Here is a 20,547-nt window from a genome sequence, read left to right as displayed (position 1 = left end):
AGACCCCCGAAGGCACCCCCGAACCACCCGGCACCCCCGAACAGTCCCCGGTTGAACCGCCGAATGGTTCAGGCACCGAACGAATCATCCCCGCCGACAACGACACCCAAGAGGGTCAACCTCACGGCGCGCAGGACGGCGACCATGATAAGAACGCCGGAGAGACGAACACCACCGAACCCACCGACGGGACCAACCCAGCCGACACAGAGCAGGCCCCTGAGGAGACCGACAAGACAAACCCGGAGGCTGGCCCGAATCGATTCATCAACCCGGAGACCATCACCGGCGACGGAACCTACTACACCCGCGCGCTCAACCTCGTAGACAGAACCATCTCGCGCGGACCTGGCGAACTAGGCCGAACCGACCCCGAACCCAACGAACGAGACAGTCTCCCACCCCGCGAGGATTCGACTAGGGCAGACATCGGCACGCGAGGACGCGGCGAGTACGGAAGCCCCGAAACCGACCCTGTCGACAATGATCTTCGCGAGCACGACCCTGAGAAATCAACTCGCCGGAAGGAATTGCTACGAGAGGCAACACAGGAATCTGAAAGCATTACGAATACCATCGACAAAGCAGTCGAAGGAGCTTTTAAAGCGCTAGATTCCAAACCACCGACGGGCATCCCTTGCACAGCACGCGATGCAGGGCCTTCCATGGAAGCAACACAGGCAACAGCAAAGGTGGGGAGCGCCGCATTCGGGTTCCTCGGCGCAGCTATTATGGTCACCCAGGCAGGACGCTGGTCTGCCGGAAAAGTGAGAGAAATGAGGGAAAGAGACCATGCCGGTAACGGATGAGCAGGTAGCTGTCCTACGAGCCCTGCTCACAGGACAGCGCGAGAGGCATCGCGAACTTCTTAGCAAGATTGATCAAGCAGCGGCTAACGTCGGCTACCCCGCATTGCTCGCTGCCGGATTCTTTGAAGCGGTTGAACGACGTTTCATTGTTGACGGTACGATCATGGACGACACCGCAGTCATCGACTTCGTCGCTTCGGTTCGAGAAAGAACAGACGAAACGCCAGACCTCATCAAACCTGACATCGCCGAGCGCATGATTCTTCATGCGCTCGACAAGGGTGCCTCAATCTCTAACATCGACACCGACATAGTGATTCAGCATCAACTGGTCCTGCTGGCGGCATTGATTGGCGACGCCCACCTCAGTGAACCCGAACTGGACGCATTCCTGCACAAGAGTCGAGTGGATGCGGACGAGTTGATCGATTGATGCGGTACTCGGCCGTAGAGATTCGCGAGGAAAATATCTATGCCTTGCGGTCGTTCCTCCTGATCGGACCGGAAGCGTGGGGCCCGCTGCGGAGCAAGATGCAGACGGACGAGACAGCGGCAAGCTACATGTCGTTGCTTTATGGAGCCTTCTGTGTAGCGGTCCACCGTAAATTTTCACCCACATACACAGTCGGTGACATTGTCCGCTATATAGCCAATCTACGAATCATGGCCAGGGAGGAATCCGAACTGATCAATCCTCTCGTGGCCGAGGACATGATCCGTCGCGTACTCAATGCGCCGCCACTTCAGGACGGCGGGCCAGAGGACGTGGAGACCATACTCCATGCAGAGGTCTTCGTCTTAATGAATCTAGTCGCCGAAGCCGAGTTTGACGGTGTCAGCCTAGAGCAGTTCATTGACGAAGCCACGGCTTTCACCAAGGAATGGCTTAGCGTGCAGCAGGCCAAGACCGCCGAGCAGTCCTGACCGTGCGGCGAACACTCCGCGCACGCGACCAGCAGTGACATGCTTCTGGGCGGGAGCCAAGTGAAGCAAGTCTTGGTGATAGACCAGGGAGGATCCGACGGACAGCCCGGGTGTTGAGTGCGAACCGCTTCGAGACCGATGACAAGTCGAGCGCAGCCTTGACGAGCTGGGCTGGACGTCCTCGTGCCAACGGAAGCGTCGATGTGCATTGTGGGCGTGGACGCGTGATCCACGGAGAGCCCGGACACCGAGATCTTCCCTCACGATAGTTGTGCGACAAATGCGTAGATTCGTCCATATGGGGCACCATATCGCCCGGAGCGGGCCAGCTTTTTTTCGGGCTGAGCTAATTGCAATTCTTGGGTTTCAGGTCGGCGCGAGCGGACGGACGGCAATCATCGGCCCCGCCTACATCGGCGGATGCGAGATCACCTAGCCACGAATCCGACACTTCAGCTTATGTCAGCACTACCAATGGGACATTTTGCTACACGTCGGACGAGACAATGCCGCACGTTCAGAGTTTGCGCGTGTCGATTTCGCGAGTGGTGCGGGTTTTCAGCGCACGTGTCGAAACTTTGTCTGAGCGTGACCCTACGATTGCCCCACAGTGATTGATCGCAGAGCGCTAGCGATCAATACCAATCGTGTCCGACGCGATATCGGGAGGACGGTCATGCCGAGCCCCTACGTCCGCCGCCGTCAACTGGCGGTCGAGATCCGCAAGCTTCGTGAGAGCCGTGGTCTTACGGCTGATGGTCTGGCCGGCCTCATGTTCTACAACCGCGCGAAGATCTCCCGGCTGGAGAACGCCCAGCGTCGTCCGGACCTGACCGAGATCATGGACATCCTCGACGCCCTCCAGATCACAGGCAGCCAGTACGACCGGATCTGTCAGCTCGCCCGCGAGGCCGCACAGAAGGGGTGGTGGGACCGCTATGGCATGACCGTGGGCCCACGTCAGAAGATCGCTGCCGACCTGGAGTACAACGCCACCCTCGTCCGCAGCTATGACCAGACGGCGATGCCCGGTGCTCTACAGTGCCGCCCCTTCATTGAGGCCCTGATCAAGCTCGACGAGGGCCAGATGTCCCGCGACTACCAGCCCGAGCGAATGACCGAGGCTCGCGAACGTCGCCAGCAGGAACTACTCAGGCAGGACGGCCCGTCCTACGAAACCATCCTGGATGAGTGCGTGATTCACAGGTTGGCGGTGCGCCCCGAAGTGATGGCGACTCAACTCCGTCACATGATCAGCACAGTCACGGAGCGTCAGTCGATCAATGTTCGGGTGCTCCTTCACAACGCCTGCATTCCTGGCGGCCTGCCTCCTCAGTCGTCCTTCTACCTCTACACCTTCTCCGAGCCTGGTGACCCGCCGATCGCAGTGGTCGACACTGTGACGGCCGATCTCATCCTCACCCAGCACGGGGAACTCGCGAGATACAACGTCATGTACGACCGGCTTCGCAAGGCCGCGCTCTCCTCCGAGGACAGCATCGCCTTCCTTGAACGGGTAGCCAACCGGGTGACCAGCCAGGCAGGATCGGGAGCATGAACACGTACTACTCCGGCTGGCGCAAGTCCACCCACAGCGCTCCGGACGGGCACTGCATCGAAGCGGGACGGACATCCGACGGCACGGTCAGTGTCCGGGACACCCAGTTCCATGGCAACAGCCCAGTCCTGGAGTTCACCAAGGAGGAATGGCGGACCCTCCTCGACAGCATCCGCACCGACCCTCACTGACCCCTCCCACCATCATCAGCCTTGAGGCAGTCCATTTTGCCTCAAGGCTGATGACATTCTGGCGCTGTCCAGACTTACTGGGCAGGGTGGCGCGGTCCTTCTCCCGGAGGCGGGTCGAGAATCGACCCGTACGGCTCCCCTGTCTCCATAGCTCGCGCCAGAGCGTCATACACGTCCAGGATCAACGCCTTCGTCCGCGTAAACCGTTCAGGGTCGTTGCGCTGGAAGGCTCCGAAGCTGTCCATGATGTAGTCGACATCATCACGGTCGACACCGTAGAGGTGGATGTAGGCGGCATCCAACTCGGCCCGCATCGCGAACCGTCGCTCCTCGTCCCAAATAAATGGCATTCCATCGTCTCCGACATCCTTGGCAAACGCCATCATTTCTAGGGAAGTGAAGGAGAGCTCCAACACGCGACTCTGGATCCACTGGTCGAGGCAGATCCCGCCGTCCCACGGCGCACGCCGGACGTAACTCTTGGGATCCAGAACCGGCAACTGCTCGAGCACGAAATATGTCATCGACGTTCCGGCTGACTCTGCCGGCAGACGTAATCGAGAACGAAGCTACTCAGGTTGGCATTCAGGCAAGCTCCACTCTGATAAGGCAGCAACAGCGGAAGCTTGTGATTCACCGCCGCTCGCGGGAGGGGGGAGCAAATCATCGTCCGCCCTGTCCGGTGTAGCGGGCGAACGTGACCGGTCGGTCGTCGGCCGCCATGCCGTAGGTGAGGTACTTCTCCAGTTCGAGGAGCTGGCTGTTGGCCAGCGCGTTCATCGGATAGACGACGATCGCCTTGATGCGGCCCGGTTCCGGGTCGCGCAGCACCGAGTCGACGATCGGGACGATGTAGGTGAGGCTCTTGCCGGACCCGGTGCCGGTGGTGAGGACGTAGCTGTCCCTTTCGGGCGCGCCCGCCGCGTCGATCGCCTCGCGCTGGTGGCGGTGCAGGGTGAGCGAGCGCTCCCCCCCGTCCTCCGGGTCCTTCTTGACGCGGAAGAAGCGGTCGCAGTATGGGTGCAGCGTTCCGTCGCGGACGAGCTCGGTGACGGTGTCGCCCGCCTCGAAGTTCGGGTTGAGCGACAGCCAGGGGTCGGGCCAGCGGACCTTGTCGTCCTCCTCGTCCCGGAGGTGGTCGGCGATGCGTTCGTCCCGGACCTCGACCAGGGACTAAGTGAAGGCCGAATAGTCCTGGATCAGCCGGTCGTGCACGCCGAAGACGTCCATACGCGCCGCCCCTCCCGTCCCGCGCACATCACCGGGTCCTCAGATGACGCCCCCGCCGGGCCACCGGATGACAGGCTCGACCGGAGAATCGTAGGCCGCCCGCGGGTCTCATTGTCGGCGATGCTGAACGCGGTCCACCACGTTGGCGACGACCTCGACCGGCCCGGGTGCCGCGGCGGCCGAGCGCGCCATGGCCCTGTGCCAGCTCATCGGCCTGGCCACGGTCCTCGACGAACGCACTGGTCCCTGGCTCGTCGATCTGCGTGATCTGGAGCTCACCGATGCCGACAGGAAACGCGGAGACTGTGTCGGAGTTCCAACGCGTGGGGACGGGCATCGCCAGTGGTGACGAGGGTCAGTCCTGTGTGTCTTCGGTGAATTCCGGCGGTGCTTGGAGGTCGTGGGCGCGGAACAGGACGGCGTGCTCGACCCCCATGGCCTTGCCGCTCATCGCGGTGAATTTCGGGATGAAGTCCTTGGGGTCGGGGTGGTCTGGGAGTGCGGCCAGGTAGGCGGCATGTGCCTTGAGCGAGGCGATGCCGAGGCGCAGTGGTTCACCGGTGACCTCGACGCCGTGGGTCGCGGAGTCAGCCAGCCCGGGGACGATGTACCAGCGCGCGGAGTGCGGTTCGAGGCCCTCGTCGTCGACCTGTTCCGGAAAGACCCACCGGTTGCCCGCGTCGCGCACCGCGTCGAGGGTCGCGAGCCCGGCGGCGCGGTGGTCGGCCTGGTCGAAGCCGTAGGGCGTCTCGACCTGGTAGCCGGTGCCGAGTACGACGTCGGGATTGAACCGGCGGATCTCCCGGCAAATGTCCCGGCGCAGGTCGAGACCGTAGACGAGCACGCCGTCCGGATGGTCGAGAACGGTCAGGTGCTCGACGCCGACGACGCCGCAGGCGGCCTTCTGTTCGGCGACGCGCAGGCGTGCGGTCTCCTCGGGAGGGTTCGGCATACCGGCCTCGCCGCGGGTGAGCAGGAGATAGCCGACCTCGATGCCGCGCGCGGTCCAGCGAGCGACGGCCGCGGACGTGCCGTACTCCATGTCGTCAGGGTGTGCGACGACACAGAGCACACGCTGGAAGGACTCCTCGGGCAACGCAGGCAACGTCATGACCGCCATCCTTCCGCGTTGAACCCGCCGTCCACAGCTTGAACGGGCCGATTACCTTCGGATGTCGCCGGTATCCGCACCCTGGACGGGCACGCACGTACGCGGGGCCCGTCCTCGCTGGTGGCGGGTGCGCGGTGATGTCGGTCGCGCCGAGTGGAGTGGCTGTTTCCGGCGCCGGCGAGGACACGTCCATCAACTGGACGCCGTTTGGAAGGTGTGTCAGGGCGGGTCATCGGGTGAGGAACTGCTCGAAGGTCAGCAGGTCGTGGGGCTGCCGGCGCAGGGTTGGGATGTCGGCCTGGTTGCCGGCATCGGCGAGGCAGTCCGAGCGCCAGGATGTGCCTCTCGCCGCCCACGGAGCCGGGTCGCGGACCAGCGCGTGGACCGTCCGGCCGCGGGCCAGCAGCTGACGCGCGGTGGCCCCGCCCTGGTTGCTGGTCGCGCCGATGGCAAGGACGATGTCGGACCCGACGCCACCGCACCGCGTAAGCGGGGATCCCAGGCCCGCGCGGCCCGCAATAACTGGGCGTTGATCGAGGCGGCCCGCGAGGTCTTCCTCGTCCAGGGGTTCGACGCGCCGGTGTCGACCATCGCCGAGCGGGCCGGGGTGGGGATGAGCAGCCTGTATCGCCGTTGCCGCACCAAGGAGGAACTGCTCGGGCGCCTGTGCGCCGACTCCATGGAGTATCTCGCGCAGGCGGCGCAGGACGGGCCGGCGATCGACGACCCTCGGCAGGGGCTGGCGCACTATGTCCAATAGTGCGCACGATCCGGGTTCGGCGCTCTGGCTCCGCCGGCCGGAACGGTCGAGGTCACATCCGAGATGCGGCAGAACGGCGAACAGGCCCAGCGCCTGGCCGACGAACTGATCGCCCGCGCCAGCAACGCCGGAGCACTCGCCCACCCGACCCCCGGCCGCTACCGGGCCCTTTGGGACACCTGACGGCGGTCGGCCTGAAGGACGACTTGCACGTTGCTTACGGCGAGGTTCCGTGGTTGTCCGGAGGCGGACGGGGGGTTGTTCAGGGTTCAATCATCTTGGGCGGTGCCGACTTCTAGAATATGGGCCGGCGTTGGCGTTCTGCGAAGGGGCGGTGCGGGGTGGCTCAGCTTGGTATTGCGAGATCGTTCATGCCGCAGTACGCCAAGTTGGAGCCGAAGGTGCGCAAAGGCGTGGAGGCGGCGATCGCGAAGTTCGCCGAGCATACGCATGCCGGGTTGCATCTGGAGAAGATCAGCAGCGCCAAGGATCCGCGGATCCGGACGATTCGGATCGACCAGTTCTGGCGTGGAGTGGTGCTGGCGCCGGAGACGGGTGATGCGTATTGCCTGCTCGCCGTGATGGGGCATGACGACGCGATCGGGTGGGCGAAGAGCAAGAAGTTCTCGGTCAACCAGGCGATCGGTGTCTTCGAGGTCCGGGACCAGGATGCCTTGGACGAGATGTCACCGGCGTTGGAGAAGGCCGCGGAGGGGACGGTCTTCCGGTTGCTGGGGCATGTCTTCGAAAATGATCTGCTGCGGCTCGGGATCGACAAGGATGTCATTCCGCTCGTCCGGCTGCTGACCGAGGATTCGCACCTGCTGGCCTTGGAGAAGTTCTTGCCGGAGCCGCAGTTCACCGCGCTGCTGGCGCTGGCGGACGGAATGAACGTCCAGCAGGCATGGGAAGAGGTCGCGAAATACCTGCCCGCGGAAGAGAAGCTTGCTGCCGTTGATCCCGACGACCTGGTCACGGCGATGCGGCGGACCCCGGGCCAGGTGGTTTTCGTCAATGGTCCGGAGGAGTTGCGTGACGTCCTCGCGCATCCGTTCGACATGTGGCGGATCTTCCTGCATCCGATGCAGCGGCGGGTCGCGCTGCGGCCGTCCTACAGCGGGCCTGCTCAGGTGACGGGTGGGGCCGGGACGGGGAAGACCGTTACGGCGCTGCACCGGGCCAAGTTTCTCGCGGGCAAGGGTGGACGGGTTCTGCTGACCACGTTCACTCGGAATCTTTCCGAGGCCCTGGAGAAGCAGCTCGCGTTGCTTGTCGATGATCCGGAAGTGCGTGAGCGGGTCCATGTGAGGAACGTGGATTCGCTTTCCTACTCGATCGTCGGGCGGCATCACAAGCCCGGCATCGCCGGGGCCGACGTGCTGGAGCCGCTGTGGAAGGAGGCGGCAGAGGGGACTCCGTTCTCGCCGACGTTCCTGGAGCGGGAATGGGAGCAGATCATCCTGGCGCAGGGGCTGGACAGCGAGGAGGAGTATCTCGCCTGCACGCGGGCCGGGCGCGGAGTTCCGCTGGGGAAGACGCAGCGGGCGGTGGTGTGGCGGGCGATCGGGCAGGTGGTGGACGGGCTGACGGCTGAGGGGAAGTCGACATTCCATCAGCTCGCGAACGAGGCGGCGGAGCGGGTGGACGGGCCCGAGTACGACCATGTGATCGTCGATGAGGCGCAGGACATTCACACCGCGCAATGGCGGCTGCTGCGCAGGCTCGTGGCGGAAGGGGCCGATGACCTGTTCGTTGTCGGCGACCCGCATCAGCGGATCTACGACAGTCATGTGTCGCTGACAAGTCTCGGTATCAGTGTGCGGGGGCGCAGCACCAAGCTGAAGCTGAATTACCGGACTACGCAGGAGATTCTGGCCTGGTCGGTGCCATTGCTGGGGCTCACGCCGGCGCAGGGGCTCGATGATTCCGCGGACACGCTGGACGGGTATCGGTCGCCGATCCATGGGCGGCGGCCGGTGGTGAAGGCATATCCGGACATGGACGCGGAACTGGACGGGCTCGTCGAGCAGGTGCGCACCTGGCTGGACGCTGGCGTGGAGCCCGGCGCGATCGGTGTCGCGGCACGGTATGTGTGGGTGGCGCGGAAGGCCGCCAAGCGGCTGAAGGAGGAGGGCATCACCGCCTACCAGGTGCCCAGCAAGTCGCCGGGCGTCCAGGTCGGGTCGATGCACAAGATGAAGGGGCTGGAGTTCCGGTGCATCGCGGTCATCGGGGCCGACGAGAAGTCGCTGCCGGCGGCGAAGGCCATTACGCCGGAGGGCGAGGACCCCAAGGCGCATGCTCAGGACGTCCAGAAAGAGCGGTGTTTGCTGTTCGTGGCGTCTACGCGGGCGCGCGACCACCTGTATGTGTCGTATGCGGGGTCACCTAGCCCGTTCCTGCCTCATTGAGGTCTTGCAGGAGCGTGCGGAGGGTCATTGCCTGCGGATCGTCATCGCCGCGGAGGCCCTTGATGTGGGCCAGGAGTTCGGTCAGTTCGCTGCGGGCCTGGTCTGTTTCGCCTGCGGCCAGTTTGATGCGGGCCATGCGTTCGCGGAGGCGCAGGACCAGTGGGTCCCAGAGATTGGCGCCCGAGAGTTCGTCCAGGAGTTCTTGCAGGTGGGTGAGGGCCGTGCCGGTTGCGCCGAGGTGGGCTTGGCTGACCGCCTCTTGTTCGCGGCAGTCCAGGACGTGTGGGTCGTCCGGCCCGTAGAACTCGGACAAGGTCACGGCGGCGATGCGGTAGGCCGGAACGGCCCGGCGATAGTCACCGCCCTGGAACAGGACGTCGGCCAGGTCTAGCCGCAGGCCCAGGTACTCGGGGTCGTCGTCGCCCAGAGCTAGGCGGGCCGGTTCGGTCAGGTCGGAGAGCAGTTCTGCTGCTTGTGTGTAGCGTCCCGCCTCGGCAAGGTCGCCGGCTTCCGCGCGCGCTTGGACGACCTCATCAAGGGTGGGGAGTTCTACGGGTTTCTCTACAGGAGGTGCCGGGGCGCTGCCTGAGATTTCGATCCTGCTGACGGCGAAGGCGTAGAGGTGCTGTGAGTCGATCGTGTCGACGATCCCTGGCAGCGGTTCCAGTGACGACACGAATTGCAGGAGACGGTGGTACGTCTCGTCGGCGTTGGCTGGGCGGTCTGCGGGTTGCTTGGCGAGGAGTTGTAGGGCGAGTGCGTCCAGACCGGGAGGTACGTCCGGCCGGAGAACGCGCGGTGGGGTCGGGGCCTCCTCCTCGTGGCGGCGCAGCACCTCGTAGGGCGTCGCTCCAGGGAAGACGTGGCGGCCGGTGAGCATCTCGTAGAGGACGCATCCGAGCGAGTACAAGTCGCTCTGCGGGCCCGGGCTGCCGTACACCTGCTCCATGGCCGTGTAGCCCGGCGTGTGGGGCGCGCCAAGGCCGGTAGTGGTTCGCCGTACGTCGCCTGGCCCGAGGCTCACAGCGGCGCCGAAATCGAGGACTTTGACCGAGCCGTCCGGGCACAGCATCAGGTTGCTGGGCTTGAGGTCCCGATGCACCAAGGGGCGCCTATGCGCGACGTTCAGAACCGCGCATATCTGGGCGGCTATCAGCGCGGCCCAGGAGACGGACAGTTTTCCCTCTGCGTCCAGGACGTGGTCTAGCGTCGTGCCCTCGACGTACTGCATCACCAGGTAGAAGCAGCCGTCATGGCTTCCGAAGTCGTACACGGTGGGGACGCCGGGATGCTCGAACCAGGCGGTGCTGCGGGCCTCCTGCTCGAACCGTCCGACGAGCGAGTCGTCCGAGACCCGGGTGAACTTGACGGCCAGGCGCCGGTCGAGGAACCGGTCGTAGGCGCGCCATACCTCCCCCATGCCACCGCGCCCGATCGCCTGATCGAGCTCGTACCGCTCCCGTTCCCCGAGGAGATCGCCCCGCCGCAACGCCCACCTCCCTTGGCCGCGCCGTCAGCGTACCGGCGTCACTCGGCCGGGCGGAGCGTTCCCGCGCCGAGCCCTTCGAGGCCGAGGCGCAGGACGTCGGCGCCGAGTTCGTAGGTTTCGCGGAGTGCGGCCTCAAGGTCGGTGAGTCTGCGGAACGCCCGCCCGAGTTCGGCCTGCTCGGCGAGTGTGAGGCGGGGCAGGCGGGCGCGGCGGACGTCGAAGCGGGCGGACGAGGTTGAGCTGCGGAGCCGGGCGCCCTGCGCGCCGAGGAGCAGCCAGCCTGCGACGAAGTCGGGATCGGTGCGGGACGGGTCGACCCGCACCAGGGCCAGGCCAGGCCCGAGGACGGGGCCGTCCTCCGCCATGACGCGGGCAACCGGGTAGCGCGCGGCCAGGGAGACGACGACGTCGCCAACCGATATCCGTACGTGGTCGTCGTCCGGGGCTGCCGTGCCTGTGGCGGCCCTGCCCTGGGCGACGTCCTCCAGGGTCAGGACAGGATCGTTCCCCTGGCCCAGGCCTAGCTTGGACGGAGGGCGAAGGACCTGAACCACACCCGCCTTGGCCAGCTCCCCCACCGTCGTCATGGAGATTTCACCGTGCGTCTGGGCGAGCGTGAGCGAGGACAGGTCGGCGACCGTTCGCGGGAGTTCCGCCGACTTCTTCTCTAGGAGCTCCCTAGCGGCGACGAACGAGCCTTCCGATGTGGGCGCGCTCCGTTGGGGAAGGTAGCGGGCAGGGGTGAGTTCGACCTCGTCGTCCAGGAGGTCGATGATGCGGACGACGACGCTTGAGTCCGTCTCCGCAGACTTGCCCTTCGCATAGCGGCGCCAGGCGTTCAGGGCGGTCTTCTGGAAGTTGTCCGGGTCGGACGAGGTGTCGACCATCAGCACGTCGTCCGCGGGCTGGTCCCCAGGGGACGGACGACGCAGAACCCACACGGCCAGCGCGACGGCCATGTTCGGCACCGCACCGGATGGCAGCCCTATGACGGCACGCAGCGCCCCACGACGAAGCAGTTCGGCACGGACACGCCGCCCGGAACGACGGTTGGCCACGGCTGGCGGCATGAGAAGGACAACGTGCCCCCCAGGACGGACATGGGCCAAGCCGTGTTGCAGCCACGCCAGTTCCGACTCCATGCGGGGTGGGAGCCCGTACTCCCAGCGTGGGTCGCCGGTCAGTTCCTCGTAGCCCCAACCACGATCGTTGAACGGCGGGTTGCAGACGACCAGGTCGACCGCCCGTCCAGGGAAGGCGTCCGCCAGTAGCGAGTCGCCTGGGCAGACCTCCGCGGGCGCATCGCGGAGCGCCAGCGCAATGTCCGACATGCGCGCGGTCGTCTCGTCGATCTCCTGCCCGAGGAGCTGCTCGACGTCCTTGAACAGGCCGTGCGCCGTGCTCAGGTACGCGCCCGTCCCGCAGGCGGGGTCGAGGACGGTCCGGGCCGGGCCGCCGAGTTCGAGCATCAGCCGCACGACCGGCTCCGGCGTGAGGTAGACGCGGCGGCTGTGATGCTCCAGGTAGCGGGTGCGGAGGAACTCGAACGCCTCCGCGACGCCCAGTTCGTCCACGAGCTGGGAGAGGGCGTGCGCGATCTCCTCGTCCGGTTCTTCGTCGCGGCGGTCGAGGAGGAAGGAGCCGGCGGAGGTCAGGACGTCGGCGAGTTCGACGTCGCCGGCGGCGGCCGAGCGGAGGGTCTGCCAGACGCGCTCCTCGACGGGCGAGTCGGCCAGTTTCCCCTGGCCGCGCAGCCAGTCCTCGATCTCGGCGAGGGAGAAGGTCGGGCTGACCGCCGTCCCGCCGACGGGTTGCGGGAAGTCGTCGTGGCGGCGGCGCCAGTTGCTCACGGCCGCGCGGCCGACGGCCGCGAGGCGGGCTATGTCCGCCGCGGTCACCGTCGCGTCGTTCGACACCAGGCACTCCCATCAGCCGACGTGCACGGACGCCCTCACCCTATCGCCTGCGGTGCCGGTTGATCTGATTCACGGCGCGGCGCACTGGGGGGCGCCTCCGCATCAATCCATGGCGATATTCGTAGGTTGATTGCATTCACAGCGTTGGACGTGGTTTGCTGTGTACAGCCGTTCAGCTTCCCCCTGATGAGAGCGGGTCGATGACCATGTACGTCCTCACGATGTCGCTGCGAGAGTTCGACGGCGCCCAGCGCGCGATGCCGTCCGATGGCCTCGCCGCGCGGACCCAGCGGTTACGGGCATGCGCGACGAGGGCCGCGATGTGCGCGTGCTGCGGAGTCGCGCGCCGGCTGCTGTGGCTGTGCTTCGCCGCCGTCCGGCACGGCGACACCGAGATCGCGGAGATGCTGGTCACCGAGGCCGAGCACTACATCGGCACTGGGCAGCACCACCCGGACTGCCCGCAGACGCCGCCCCGTCCGCGCGGCGTCCGGTTCCCGGCGGAGGGGCAGGTGTCCGGCCTGCCCGGCGGCGACCTGGTGGCCGCGACCGACGCGAGCTGGAAGCGCGGCACCTGCGGCCTCGGCTACGTCGTCAGCGACGGCCGGTGGGGCATGCGCGGCTGGACGTTCGGCCCGCAGGACCCGACCGGGCCCCGCAGGGTGCTGGTCAGCGAGCTGCGGGCGGTGGGCCTCCTGCTCGACCGCGTCGGGGACGGACCAGACCTGACGCTGCTGGTCGACAGCCTGTCCGCGCTCCGCTATCTGCGCGCCTGGCAGCGCGGCGACACCGCCCTGATGCCGGACGGCTACGACCTGCGTCCCCGCCGCACCGGTCCCCCGAGCCTGGTCCGGCTGGCAGAACGGATCGCAGAACGGGGCACGGGACGCCGCGGGCTGCGATTGGAGCACGTCAAGGGCCACTCCGGCCACCCGCTCAACGAGACCGCGGACTCCCTGGCCTCCATCGCCCGGCGCCGCGTCACCGAGACCTTCGACCACCATTCCCGCGCCGAGGGCCTCGTCGAAGCGTTCCTTCGCGCCTGGCACGACCGCGGCGAAATCGCCGCCTGAACCTTCTGGAGAACGAAGTGAACCCGAACCGGCACAGCCCTTACGGCCCCATGCCCGGATTCGCCGTCCCGCCGCAGCGGAAACGCGGAAAGGGCTGCCTTTACACCTTCATCGGCGGCATCGCGGGCCTGTTCTTGATGGGTTCCTGCGTGGCGGTCGTGGCCAGTACGTCCGACTCGTCGTCCCCGGATCCGGCCCCGAAGCCGGCGGCGGAGACGAAGGGCGAAGGCGAGAGAACGTCCGGCAAGGCCACCAGGAAGGTCACGAACGGCGTCGGCCGCCAGTACCGGGACGGGAAGTTCGCCTTCACCGTCACCAAGGTGAAGAAGGGCGTGAAGAAGGTCGGCGACCAATACGTCGGCGACACCGCCCAGGGACAGTTCGTCTTCATCTACGTGAACGTGAAGAACATCGGCGACAAGGCCCGGACGTTCACTTTCCACAACCAGACGCTCATCGATTCCAAGGGCCGCAAATTCGAGGCCGACCCCGAAGCGTCGCTGTGGACCGACCAGGACTCCAAGTCGTTCCTCCAGCAGATCAACCCCGGGAACTCGGTCAAGGGCAAGCTCATCTACGACGTCCCGCGCGGCACCAGGCTCAAGGCCGTCGAACTGCACGACTCGATGTGGTCCGGCGGCGTCACCGTCCCCCTCGGCAACCGCTGACAAGACCCGGGAAACCCCGGCAACCGCCGGCGCGGACCAGGCGTCCCACCTGGCAAAAGGACACATCCGGACTCGCGTGACAGGAGCCATGGATTGACCGATCACAAGGCCGCCCTCGCGGAGGAGCAGCGCGCCGTCGACCACGCCTACGCGTGCTACGAGCGCAGGTTCCGGACCAACCGCGACACCCTCCGGCCCTCGGACGCGACCAACGCGCACGCGCGCACCGCGGTCATCCCGGACGTGGCGCCCGAGGTGCGGTTCGAAGGCGACCTCGACGGCGAGGCGCTGGTCATCGCGCGCGTCGACGTGGACGAGGACGGGGAGGCCGGCACCTGGTACATCGGGCGCCGCAACGTCCGCGACGAGTCGTACGACACCTTCGTCGTCAACTGGCAGGCGCCCCAGGCCGTCGAGTGGATGCTGCGGCGGCCGGACGATCCGCGCGGCATGTCGCTCCGGCGCCGGCTCCGCTGCGACCGGCATCGGGTCAAGGACTTCCGGGACGAGATCAAGATGGCCCCGCCGCGTGCCGCGGAACCGGCCGCCACGGAACCCGCGCTTCTCAAGGAGGAACGGAGGGCCCCCTTCCAGGGCCTGAAGGACTTCCTCCTGGAGGACTTGGAGCGGGCCCGCGACGGGCGGATGCGCGACATCGTCGAGACGATCCAGCGCGAGCAGCTCCTCCTGGTCTCCGACGACCGCAAGGGCGTCCTCGTCGTGCAGGGCGGGCCCGGCACCGGCAAGACCGCCGTCGGCCTGCACCGCATGTCGTGGCTGCTCTACAACAAGGTCTTCAAGACGGGCGAGGTGCTGGTGGTCGGCCCGCACCCCGGCTTCCTGCGCTACGTCCGCGGCGTCCTTCCTCGGCTCGGCACGCGCGACGTGACGGCGGTCGAGCTGAATCGGCTGTGGGACGCGCCGCGCGGCACCGACCCGCGGCCCGCCCGGCTGGTCAAGTCCGGCGCCCGGATGGCGGAGGTCCTGCGGCTGGCCGTCGAGCAGATCCCGGTCGACCGCGTGATCGGGCAGCTGCGCGACGGCGCCTTCGGCGTCTCCGCCGACGGGGTCCGGCTGGTCGTGGCCGAGGACGTCCTTCGCGGGTTCGCCGAGGGGGACGAGTCGGCGCCGCTCGCGGTCCGCAAGCGCGGGTTCGCGGCCCGCCTCGTCGACCACCTGATGCGCCTGCACGCGGAGGTCATGCCGCGCCGGGCCGACAAGGACCTGCGGCAGCGCATCGCGCGGGACCCGCGGGTCGTCGGGCTGGTGAACACGATGTGGCCGAACGTCACGGCCGAGAGCGTCCTGCGGAACCTGCTCGGCGACCCGGCCGTCCTGCGGCGGGCGGCCGACGGGGTGCTCACCGATGAGGAGCAGGGCGCGATCGCGCGGCGGCCCGCCACCCGGTCCGGGGACGAGCCCTGGTCGCCCGAGGACATGGTCTGCCTGGAGGAGCTGCGCGTCCTGCTGTCCGGCGAGGGGCCGCCGCGCTACCGGCACATCATGGTGGACGAGGCGCAGGACCTCACGCCGATGCAGGCCAGGTCGCTGGCGCGGCGCTGCCCGAGCGGGTCGATGACCGTCCTCGGCGACCTCGCGCAGTCGACCGGCGACCACCGCTACGAGGACTGGACGGACCTCGGCTCGGCCCTCGCGGGCGGTGACGGCTGGCACCTGGAGGAGCTGACCGTCGGCTACCGCGTCCCGCGCGAGGTCATGGACCTCGCCGAGGTGCTCGGCCGGTCCGTCTCACCGCGCACCCCGTTCCCCCGGTCGATCCGGCCGGGCGGGCCGGACGCGGTCGCCTTCGTCCCGGTGGCGGCGTCCGCGCTGCGGGACGAGGCGGTCGCCCGGGCGCTGGCGCTGGTCTCGCCGGACGGCGACCGCTCGGTCGCCGTGATCGTCCCGGACGCGCGACGCGCCGACGTGCCGGCGATCCGCGCGCAACTGCCCGGCGGCCGCACCAGCGTGCTCACCGCGGCTGAGGCCAAGGGCCTGGAGTTCGACCACGTCGTGCTGGTCGAGCCCGCCGAGATCGCGGCCGAGTCACCCGGCGGCCCCGGCCTGCTCTACGTGGCGATCACCCGCTGCACGCGGACCGTGGCGATCGTCCACGCCGCCCCCGTCCCCCGGACGCTGCGCCCGGCGTCCGACGCCCCAGAGGAAGGCGATCACGTGATCGACGCACCCGCACCCGCGGCCGAAACCGAGACCGAAATCGCGGCCGGGGACGCGGCCGGGGCCTGGGCGAACTTCGAGGCGTTCGTCGAGGAGCTGGAGTCGGCGGTCCGGGAGGAGCGGCGGAGCAGCGTCCACGAACGCGTCCGGCACGCCCTGATCTCCGAGCTGTACGGGGCCGGGCTCGTCCCCACGGTCGACTCCCCCATCGCGGACGTCATCTGCGACGGCCCCGGAGGCAGGGTCGTCTACGAGGTGCTCGGCGAGGGCGGCAGCACCTACCGGCGGATGCGCGAGGCCGTCCTGCGGATGCTGGAGGTGCAGCACGTGGCGGGCGAGCCGGCGGAGCACCGCTACCTCGTCCTGCCCGAGCCGCCGGCGGAGCCGTGGACGCCGGACGTCCTGGCGGACGCGTTCGAGACGTCCGTCATCTGGCGCGCCGACGGCCAGTGGGCCGGCCGCAACCTCGGGCACGCCCTCGGATCGTGACCGGCCTCCGGGTGCCTATTCCGTGACCGGCTTGCCGTCCTTGTCGATCCGGGTGTGGCCGAGCGGCTTCACGTTCGGGTGGTTGGGCAGCGGCTGGTCGTAGATCAGCACGTTGATGCCCAGGCCGGCCGTGTACTCGACGTAGGAGTTGGTCGTCGCGTCAATGCCGTAGTAGCGGCTGCAGTCGCCCTCTCCGTAGTACACGCCGTCGACGGCCGGCGCCTTGCGCACGACGCCGTAGTCGCCCCTGCCGTTGACCTGGTCCGGGGGCGTGAGGCTGACGCAGTAGGGCACCGGCAGGCCCTTGAACACGTAGTAGCCGATCAGGTCGCCGCTGCCGTTCTGCAGGTAGACGTAGCTCAGCTTGCCGGGCTTGCTCCAGGTCTTGATCCAGAAGTTGGCCGTGTTCCGGGACGGGGAGTAGCCCATCGTCTGGCTCGGCTGCTGCGCCACCAGCCGCTCGTAGCCGCCCAGGGTCCGGCCCTGCTCCTTGTCGCCGGCGTCGTCCTTGCAGCCCGAAAGGGCGATCATGGCCACGGCCGCGACGGCCAGCAGGAGCAGCGCACGCCTCAGGTCCGTGCGGGTGATGGTGAACTCGACGTGCATGCGGTCTCCTCCGTGCTCAGGCTGAGCCGGGACGGCAGCCCCGAACTCCGGAACTGCCCCTGGGTGTACTTCTTCGCGGCGTCGGCGTTGTACTGGTTGATGTTCTCGGCGCGGTTGTTCTCCAGCGCCGTGATCGACGCCTTGATCTGCAGCGCACGCTCGTCGGAGGGCTTCGGGGCCGTCGTCATTTCGCGCCGCAGGTTCCTTATGGACGCCTCGTCGGACTGCACCTGCGCGCAGAGGTCATGGAAATGGTCGTAAGCGGCGACGCGGTAGTCCCCGCTTCCCTCGACCTGCCCCCGCTTCCCTGCCTCCCCGCGCCACGGCGCCGAGGTCTTGGCGAGGAATCCCCATCCGAAGATGTACATGGCGGCGAGGACGAGGACGACGACGATGGCCACGACGCCCACCGTGAGGACGGCGCCGCCGTGCCGGACCGCATCTTTCGCGGTGTACTGGAAATCGTCGTCGGACATGCAGCACCCTCCCTCGCCGGCAGAGCCGAGGTCCCGGTCCGCAGCGGCCCGAGCCGTGGCCGAACACTCCCGGGTACGGCCGCGGGGTGACCGGGAACAGCCGATCCCGGCATACTCTGCCGGCCCCGCCGAATGGCGGGACTATCGCGGGAGGGAGTTAATTCGTCCGCTCTTTTGGGTACTCGACGAAACGGTTCTCGAACCTGGTGGTCAAACGCAGCCTCGACGATGCACGATACTCAGAAAAGGCCCCGTTTGTCTAAGCCGTAAGAGCACGATGCTGATCACGGCTGCCGTTCGCGAGGGGGCGGGGGGGTCAGGACGGGCGCAGGGCGTCCACGAGCTGGCGGACGGCCTCCGCGATCGCCGCGACCGGGGCGACCCGGCGGGCGAGGCGCCGCAAAGCGTTGTCGCGGCGTTCCGGATCGCCGTCCTCGGCATCGGCTTCCGCACGGACGTCGTCCAGGTCGCGGAGGGCCCTGGACGCCTCCGGAAGTTCCCCGGCATGTTCGTGAATCAGTGCGGCGATGCGGTCGAAAAGGTCCGGCTCAGGTGAGGCGGGCGCGGAGTTCTGCGTCTGCCGCACCTTGTCGCCCATGCCGACCTGGCCGGTGATCCGCGCGTTTCCGCCGATGTACATGTTGTCCGGCACTTGTTCGCTCCTTGAGGTCAGCTATGAACGGCGTGCTGGTTGACGGAACCGTTGGGGGCGAACGCGATCTGGCCGGTCACCGTGCCGCCGTTCATGATGAGCGAGTTGCTGACGATGGAGGCGGCCTGGGCCCGGTACTTGGACACGTCGATGTTGCAGTCGAGTTCGAGGTGGTCGAGGAGCGCCTCCAGGATGCGGCGTTCCATCAGACGCGTGTACTTGTTGACGTCGAGTTTCTGAAGGAACGTGGAGAAGCTCGGCTCCGCCGCCATTTCCCGGACGGAGACCCTGGCGCCGTAGTCGAAGGTGAAGAACCGCCAGCGGCTGGCCCCCTCGCTCCCCCAGAGCCCCAGGCCGGGCTCCATCGCGGCCCCCAGAAGCCGGAAGGGGCCCGCGATCGCGTCGATGACCGCGCTGACGCCGGTCCGCCGCAACGCCTCCACCACGAGCCTGCCGGCCCCGTAGGACGGGAGCACGTCCACGATCCTGAACCGCTTCTGGATCGACGGCAGCGCGTTGCAGACGAACTGCGCGTACAGCATGTGGCCCTGCACGGCCAGATAGAGGAACGCCGTGACCTGTACGCCCTCGGTACTGCCTGGGATGAGGGGGCCCTGCACCGGGTCCGTCACCGGCGAGCCGTTGATGTGCAAGGTGATGCGCTGGTAGCAGCGGACGTCCGCCTGCGGGTTCCGGACGAGGAGGTCGACAGCCTCGGGGCTCGCCTTCGAGTAGGGCCGCCACACGTCACGGTCGATCAGCGGGTGGCCGTTGTACTCCGGCCCAGGGTCCGCCGGGTCGAACGGCCGGCGGCCCTGCACGCACTCCCCCTCCGCCACGACATGGTCGTCGACCATCAGCCCGACGGACTCGTGGCGGGGAAGCCCGTCGCGCATCGAGAACAACTTGCGCTCGATGGCCCTGCGCAGCGCGACCGGATCGACCGGCAGAGCCGGCTCCTCCGCCTTCGCGGGGCGGGTCCGGTCGAGTTCGATGTCCATCGACCAGACCCGGGTGCGCTGGCCGGTGACATGCCCGGAGCCGATAAAGGGATTCTCCTGCGAATACAGCGTGACGTTCCCGTACTGGGCCGCCCCGACCTGCTCGATCCGGTCTTGCACCGCCAATGAGCCCGTCCGCGGAATGGGGGCCGTGCCGTTCGGTCCGAGTGATTGTAGTGTCCGCAGCATCAGCCACCTGTGCACGACGGGAACTGCGAGCATGAACAGGAACAGCCCCAGCGCACCGAGGAACCATTTCCCGTGCCCGCCGCCTTCGGTCGCGGCCTCGAAGTTCCCCGTGTTGAACGCTTCGGCGTTGAGGCCGCTTGCCACGTCCTGGAGCTTCATTCCGAGGAACAGCAGAACCGGGCCGCCGGCGAGCACGATCACGGCGTTGACGATCGTGGCCGCCCGGCCCCACAGCCTGATCGCGCCTAGCGCGACGACCAGTAGGAACAGCGTGACGAGCACTGCCAGGGTCGCCGTCCACGAGATCACCAGCCCGGCCGCGACCGTGACCGTGAGCACGGCGTCCCGGAGCCATCGCGGGCGCCGCGCCTTGAGGCAGTGCGCCAGGACGGGCCGCAGATCGAACCCGTAGGACGGGACGATGGCGCGCTGCTCTTCGTAAAGGCATTCCTTGAGGATCTGCTGCGACATGTCCTCGTCCAGATGGGCCGCCGCACACAAATACCGGGTCGCGTCCTCCAGCGGTTCGCGCGGTGGAATCTCGGGCGCGTGCGTGAAGTACTCCCGTAGCGGCCGGCCGGCCCCGTTCTCATGCACCTGGCTTTCTCCCCCTATCGACCGGATCACCCTCAGTGAACGCCTTTCCGGACCACGGAGACAACCGGGTTAACCCGGGCTTCGCCTCCGGACCGGAAACGGCCAAGGGCAATACCCGAATGCGCCTCCCATTCCGCTGGGCGACATTCGCGGGACGCCCTAATCGGCGGGGAGAGCGGAGAGGGCGGTGGCGTAGAGGTGGGCCGGGTCGTCCGGGGT

At 67.3% G+C, this 20,547-nt stretch carries 18 protein-coding genes and 1 pseudogene; 10 read left to right on the top strand and 9 right to left on the bottom strand.

The features are described from left to right. From E1293_RS47745 to E1293_RS28775, 5 genes and pseudogenes are all read left to right on the top strand, one after another. Nucleotides 1-809: pseudogene (locus tag E1293_RS47745) on the top strand (hypothetical protein); the annotation flags it as partial. Then, nucleotides 793-1,242, top strand: a complete 450-nt coding sequence (locus E1293_RS28790) for a hypothetical protein (RefSeq protein ID WP_132200626.1) — start codon at nt 793-795, stop codon at nt 1,240-1,242. The pseudogene E1293_RS47745 and the gene E1293_RS28790, both read left to right, overlap by 17 nt. Then, nucleotides 1,242-1,733, top strand: a complete 492-nt coding sequence (locus tag E1293_RS28785) for a hypothetical protein (protein ID WP_132200625.1) — start codon at nt 1,242-1,244, stop codon at nt 1,731-1,733. The genes E1293_RS28790 and E1293_RS28785 overlap by 1 nt, the downstream gene beginning before the upstream one ends. A gap of 676 nt (nt 1,734-2,409) precedes the next feature. Next, on the top strand, nt 2,410-3,291 hold the full coding sequence (locus tag E1293_RS28780) for a helix-turn-helix domain-containing protein (RefSeq protein ID WP_132200624.1): 882 nt from the start codon (nt 2,410-2,412) through the stop codon (nt 3,289-3,291). Further along, nucleotides 3,288-3,482, top strand: coding sequence for a DUF397 domain-containing protein (locus E1293_RS28775; protein ID WP_132200623.1), 195 nt, complete (start codon nt 3,288-3,290; stop codon nt 3,480-3,482). The genes E1293_RS28780 and E1293_RS28775 overlap by 4 nt, the downstream gene beginning before the upstream one ends. Before the next feature lie 74 nt (nt 3,483-3,556). On the opposite strand, the gene E1293_RS28770 is transcribed toward E1293_RS28775, so the two are convergent. The 3 genes from E1293_RS28770 to E1293_RS28760 all read right to left on the bottom strand — a co-directional run bounded on the left by E1293_RS28770 (nt 3,557) and on the right by E1293_RS28760 (nt 5,823). Continuing rightward, nucleotides 3,557-3,994: a hypothetical protein gene (locus E1293_RS28770; protein ID WP_132200622.1), complete on the bottom strand. Its 438-nt coding sequence runs from the start codon at nt 3,992-3,994 to the stop codon at nt 3,557-3,559. A gap of 151 nt (nt 3,995-4,145) precedes the next feature. Further along, the gene (locus E1293_RS49680) at nt 4,146-4,436 is read right to left on the bottom strand and encodes a DEAD/DEAH box helicase (RefSeq protein WP_279473287.1); all 291 of its coding nucleotides are present in this window, start codon (nt 4,434-4,436) and stop codon (nt 4,146-4,148) included. A 631-nt stretch (nt 4,437-5,067) separates the two neighbouring features. Beyond that, nucleotides 5,068-5,823, bottom strand: a complete 756-nt coding sequence (locus E1293_RS28760) for a PIG-L deacetylase family protein (protein ID WP_207939146.1) — start codon at nt 5,821-5,823, stop codon at nt 5,068-5,070. Nucleotides 5,824-6,202: 379 nt separating this feature from the next. Here E1293_RS28760 and E1293_RS28755 point away from each other — a divergent pair, with 379 nt between their 5' ends. Both E1293_RS28755 and E1293_RS28750 read left to right on the top strand, forming a co-directional pair. Continuing rightward, complete coding sequence (locus E1293_RS28755; RefSeq protein WP_132200620.1) at nt 6,203-6,583, top strand: TetR/AcrR family transcriptional regulator; 381 nt, start codon at nt 6,203-6,205, stop codon at nt 6,581-6,583. Nucleotides 6,584-6,954: 371 nt separating this feature from the next. Beyond that, complete coding sequence (locus E1293_RS28750; RefSeq protein ID WP_243716662.1) at nt 6,955-8,994, top strand: UvrD-helicase domain-containing protein; 2,040 nt, start codon at nt 6,955-6,957, stop codon at nt 8,992-8,994. Here E1293_RS28750 and E1293_RS28745 read toward each other — a convergent pair. Then, nucleotides 8,972-10,483, bottom strand: a complete 1,512-nt coding sequence (locus E1293_RS28745) for a serine/threonine-protein kinase (RefSeq protein WP_132200618.1) — start codon at nt 10,481-10,483, stop codon at nt 8,972-8,974. The two genes, E1293_RS28750 and E1293_RS28745, sit on opposite strands and share 23 nt — an antisense overlap. Nucleotides 10,484-10,521: 38 nt before the next feature. After that, complete coding sequence (locus E1293_RS28740; RefSeq protein ID WP_132200617.1) at nt 10,522-12,399, bottom strand: N-6 DNA methylase; 1,878 nt, start codon at nt 12,397-12,399, stop codon at nt 10,522-10,524. Nucleotides 12,400-12,599: 200 nt separating this feature from the next. Here E1293_RS28740 and E1293_RS28735 point away from each other — a divergent pair, with 200 nt between their 5' ends. From E1293_RS28735 to E1293_RS28725, 3 genes are all read left to right on the top strand, one after another. Next, a complete protein-coding gene (locus E1293_RS28735; protein WP_132200616.1) occupies nt 12,600-13,472 on the top strand; it encodes a ribonuclease H family protein in 873 nt (290 codons plus the stop codon). Nucleotides 13,473-13,489: 17 nt separating this feature from the next. Further along, nucleotides 13,490-14,140 carry a DUF4352 domain-containing protein gene (locus E1293_RS28730; RefSeq protein ID WP_132200615.1) on the top strand — a complete coding sequence of 217 codons (651 nt, stop codon included), beginning with the start codon at nt 13,490-13,492 and terminating at the stop codon, nt 14,138-14,140. Between the two features lie 93 nt (nt 14,141-14,233). After that, complete coding sequence (locus E1293_RS28725) at nt 14,234-16,807, top strand: HelD family protein (protein WP_132200614.1); 2,574 nt, start codon at nt 14,234-14,236, stop codon at nt 16,805-16,807. Nucleotides 16,808-16,822: 15 nt separating this feature from the next. On the opposite strand, the gene E1293_RS28720 is transcribed toward E1293_RS28725, so the two are convergent. From E1293_RS28720 to E1293_RS28705, 4 genes are all read right to left on the bottom strand, one after another. Further along, complete coding sequence (locus E1293_RS28720) at nt 16,823-17,413, bottom strand: hypothetical protein (protein ID WP_132200613.1); 591 nt, start codon at nt 17,411-17,413, stop codon at nt 16,823-16,825. Then, on the bottom strand, nt 17,377-17,889 hold the full coding sequence (locus tag E1293_RS28715) for a hypothetical protein (protein WP_132200612.1): 513 nt from the start codon (nt 17,887-17,889) through the stop codon (nt 17,377-17,379). The genes E1293_RS28720 and E1293_RS28715 overlap by 37 nt, the downstream gene beginning before the upstream one ends. A gap of 316 nt (nt 17,890-18,205) precedes the next feature. Beyond that, on the bottom strand, nt 18,206-18,541 hold the full coding sequence (locus tag E1293_RS28710; RefSeq protein WP_132200611.1) for a hypothetical protein: 336 nt from the start codon (nt 18,539-18,541) through the stop codon (nt 18,206-18,208). A 17-nt stretch (nt 18,542-18,558) separates the two neighbouring features. Next, a complete protein-coding gene (locus tag E1293_RS28705; RefSeq protein WP_132200610.1) occupies nt 18,559-20,328 on the bottom strand; it encodes a hypothetical protein in 1,770 nt (589 codons plus the stop codon). Nucleotides 20,329-20,547: the final 219 nt, after the last annotated feature.

Origin of the sequence: Actinomadura darangshiensis, assembly GCF_004349235.1 — a bacterium.
Taxonomy (GTDB): domain Bacteria; phylum Actinomycetota; class Actinomycetes; order Streptosporangiales; family Streptosporangiaceae; genus Spirillospora; species Spirillospora darangshiensis.
Note: the sequence above shows the minus strand (reverse complement) of the source record. Positions and strands in the feature narration are given on the sequence as shown.

Coding starts and splice junctions, on each gene's coding strand:
- E1293_RS28790 (WP_132200626.1), top strand. CDS start 793: ATGCCGGTAACGGATGAGCAGGTAGCTGTCCTACGAGCCCTGCTCACA.
- E1293_RS28785 (WP_132200625.1), top strand. CDS start 1,242: ATGCGGTACTCGGCCGTAGAGATTCGCGAGGAAAATATCTATGCCTTG.
- E1293_RS28780 (WP_132200624.1), top strand. CDS start 2,410: ATGCCGAGCCCCTACGTCCGCCGCCGTCAACTGGCGGTCGAGATCCGC.
- E1293_RS28775 (WP_132200623.1), top strand. CDS start 3,288: ATGAACACGTACTACTCCGGCTGGCGCAAGTCCACCCACAGCGCTCCG.
- E1293_RS28760 (WP_207939146.1), bottom strand. CDS start 5,823: ATGACGTTGCCTGCGTTGCCCGAGGAGTCCTTCCAGCGTGTGCTCTGT.
- E1293_RS28750 (WP_243716662.1), top strand. CDS start 6,955: ATGCCGCAGTACGCCAAGTTGGAGCCGAAGGTGCGCAAAGGCGTGGAG.
- E1293_RS28735 (WP_132200616.1), top strand. CDS start 12,600: ATGACCATGTACGTCCTCACGATGTCGCTGCGAGAGTTCGACGGCGCC.
- E1293_RS28720 (WP_132200613.1), bottom strand. CDS start 17,413: ATGCACGTCGAGTTCACCATCACCCGCACGGACCTGAGGCGTGCGCTG.
- E1293_RS28715 (WP_132200612.1), bottom strand. CDS start 17,889: ATGTCCGACGACGATTTCCAGTACACCGCGAAAGATGCGGTCCGGCAC.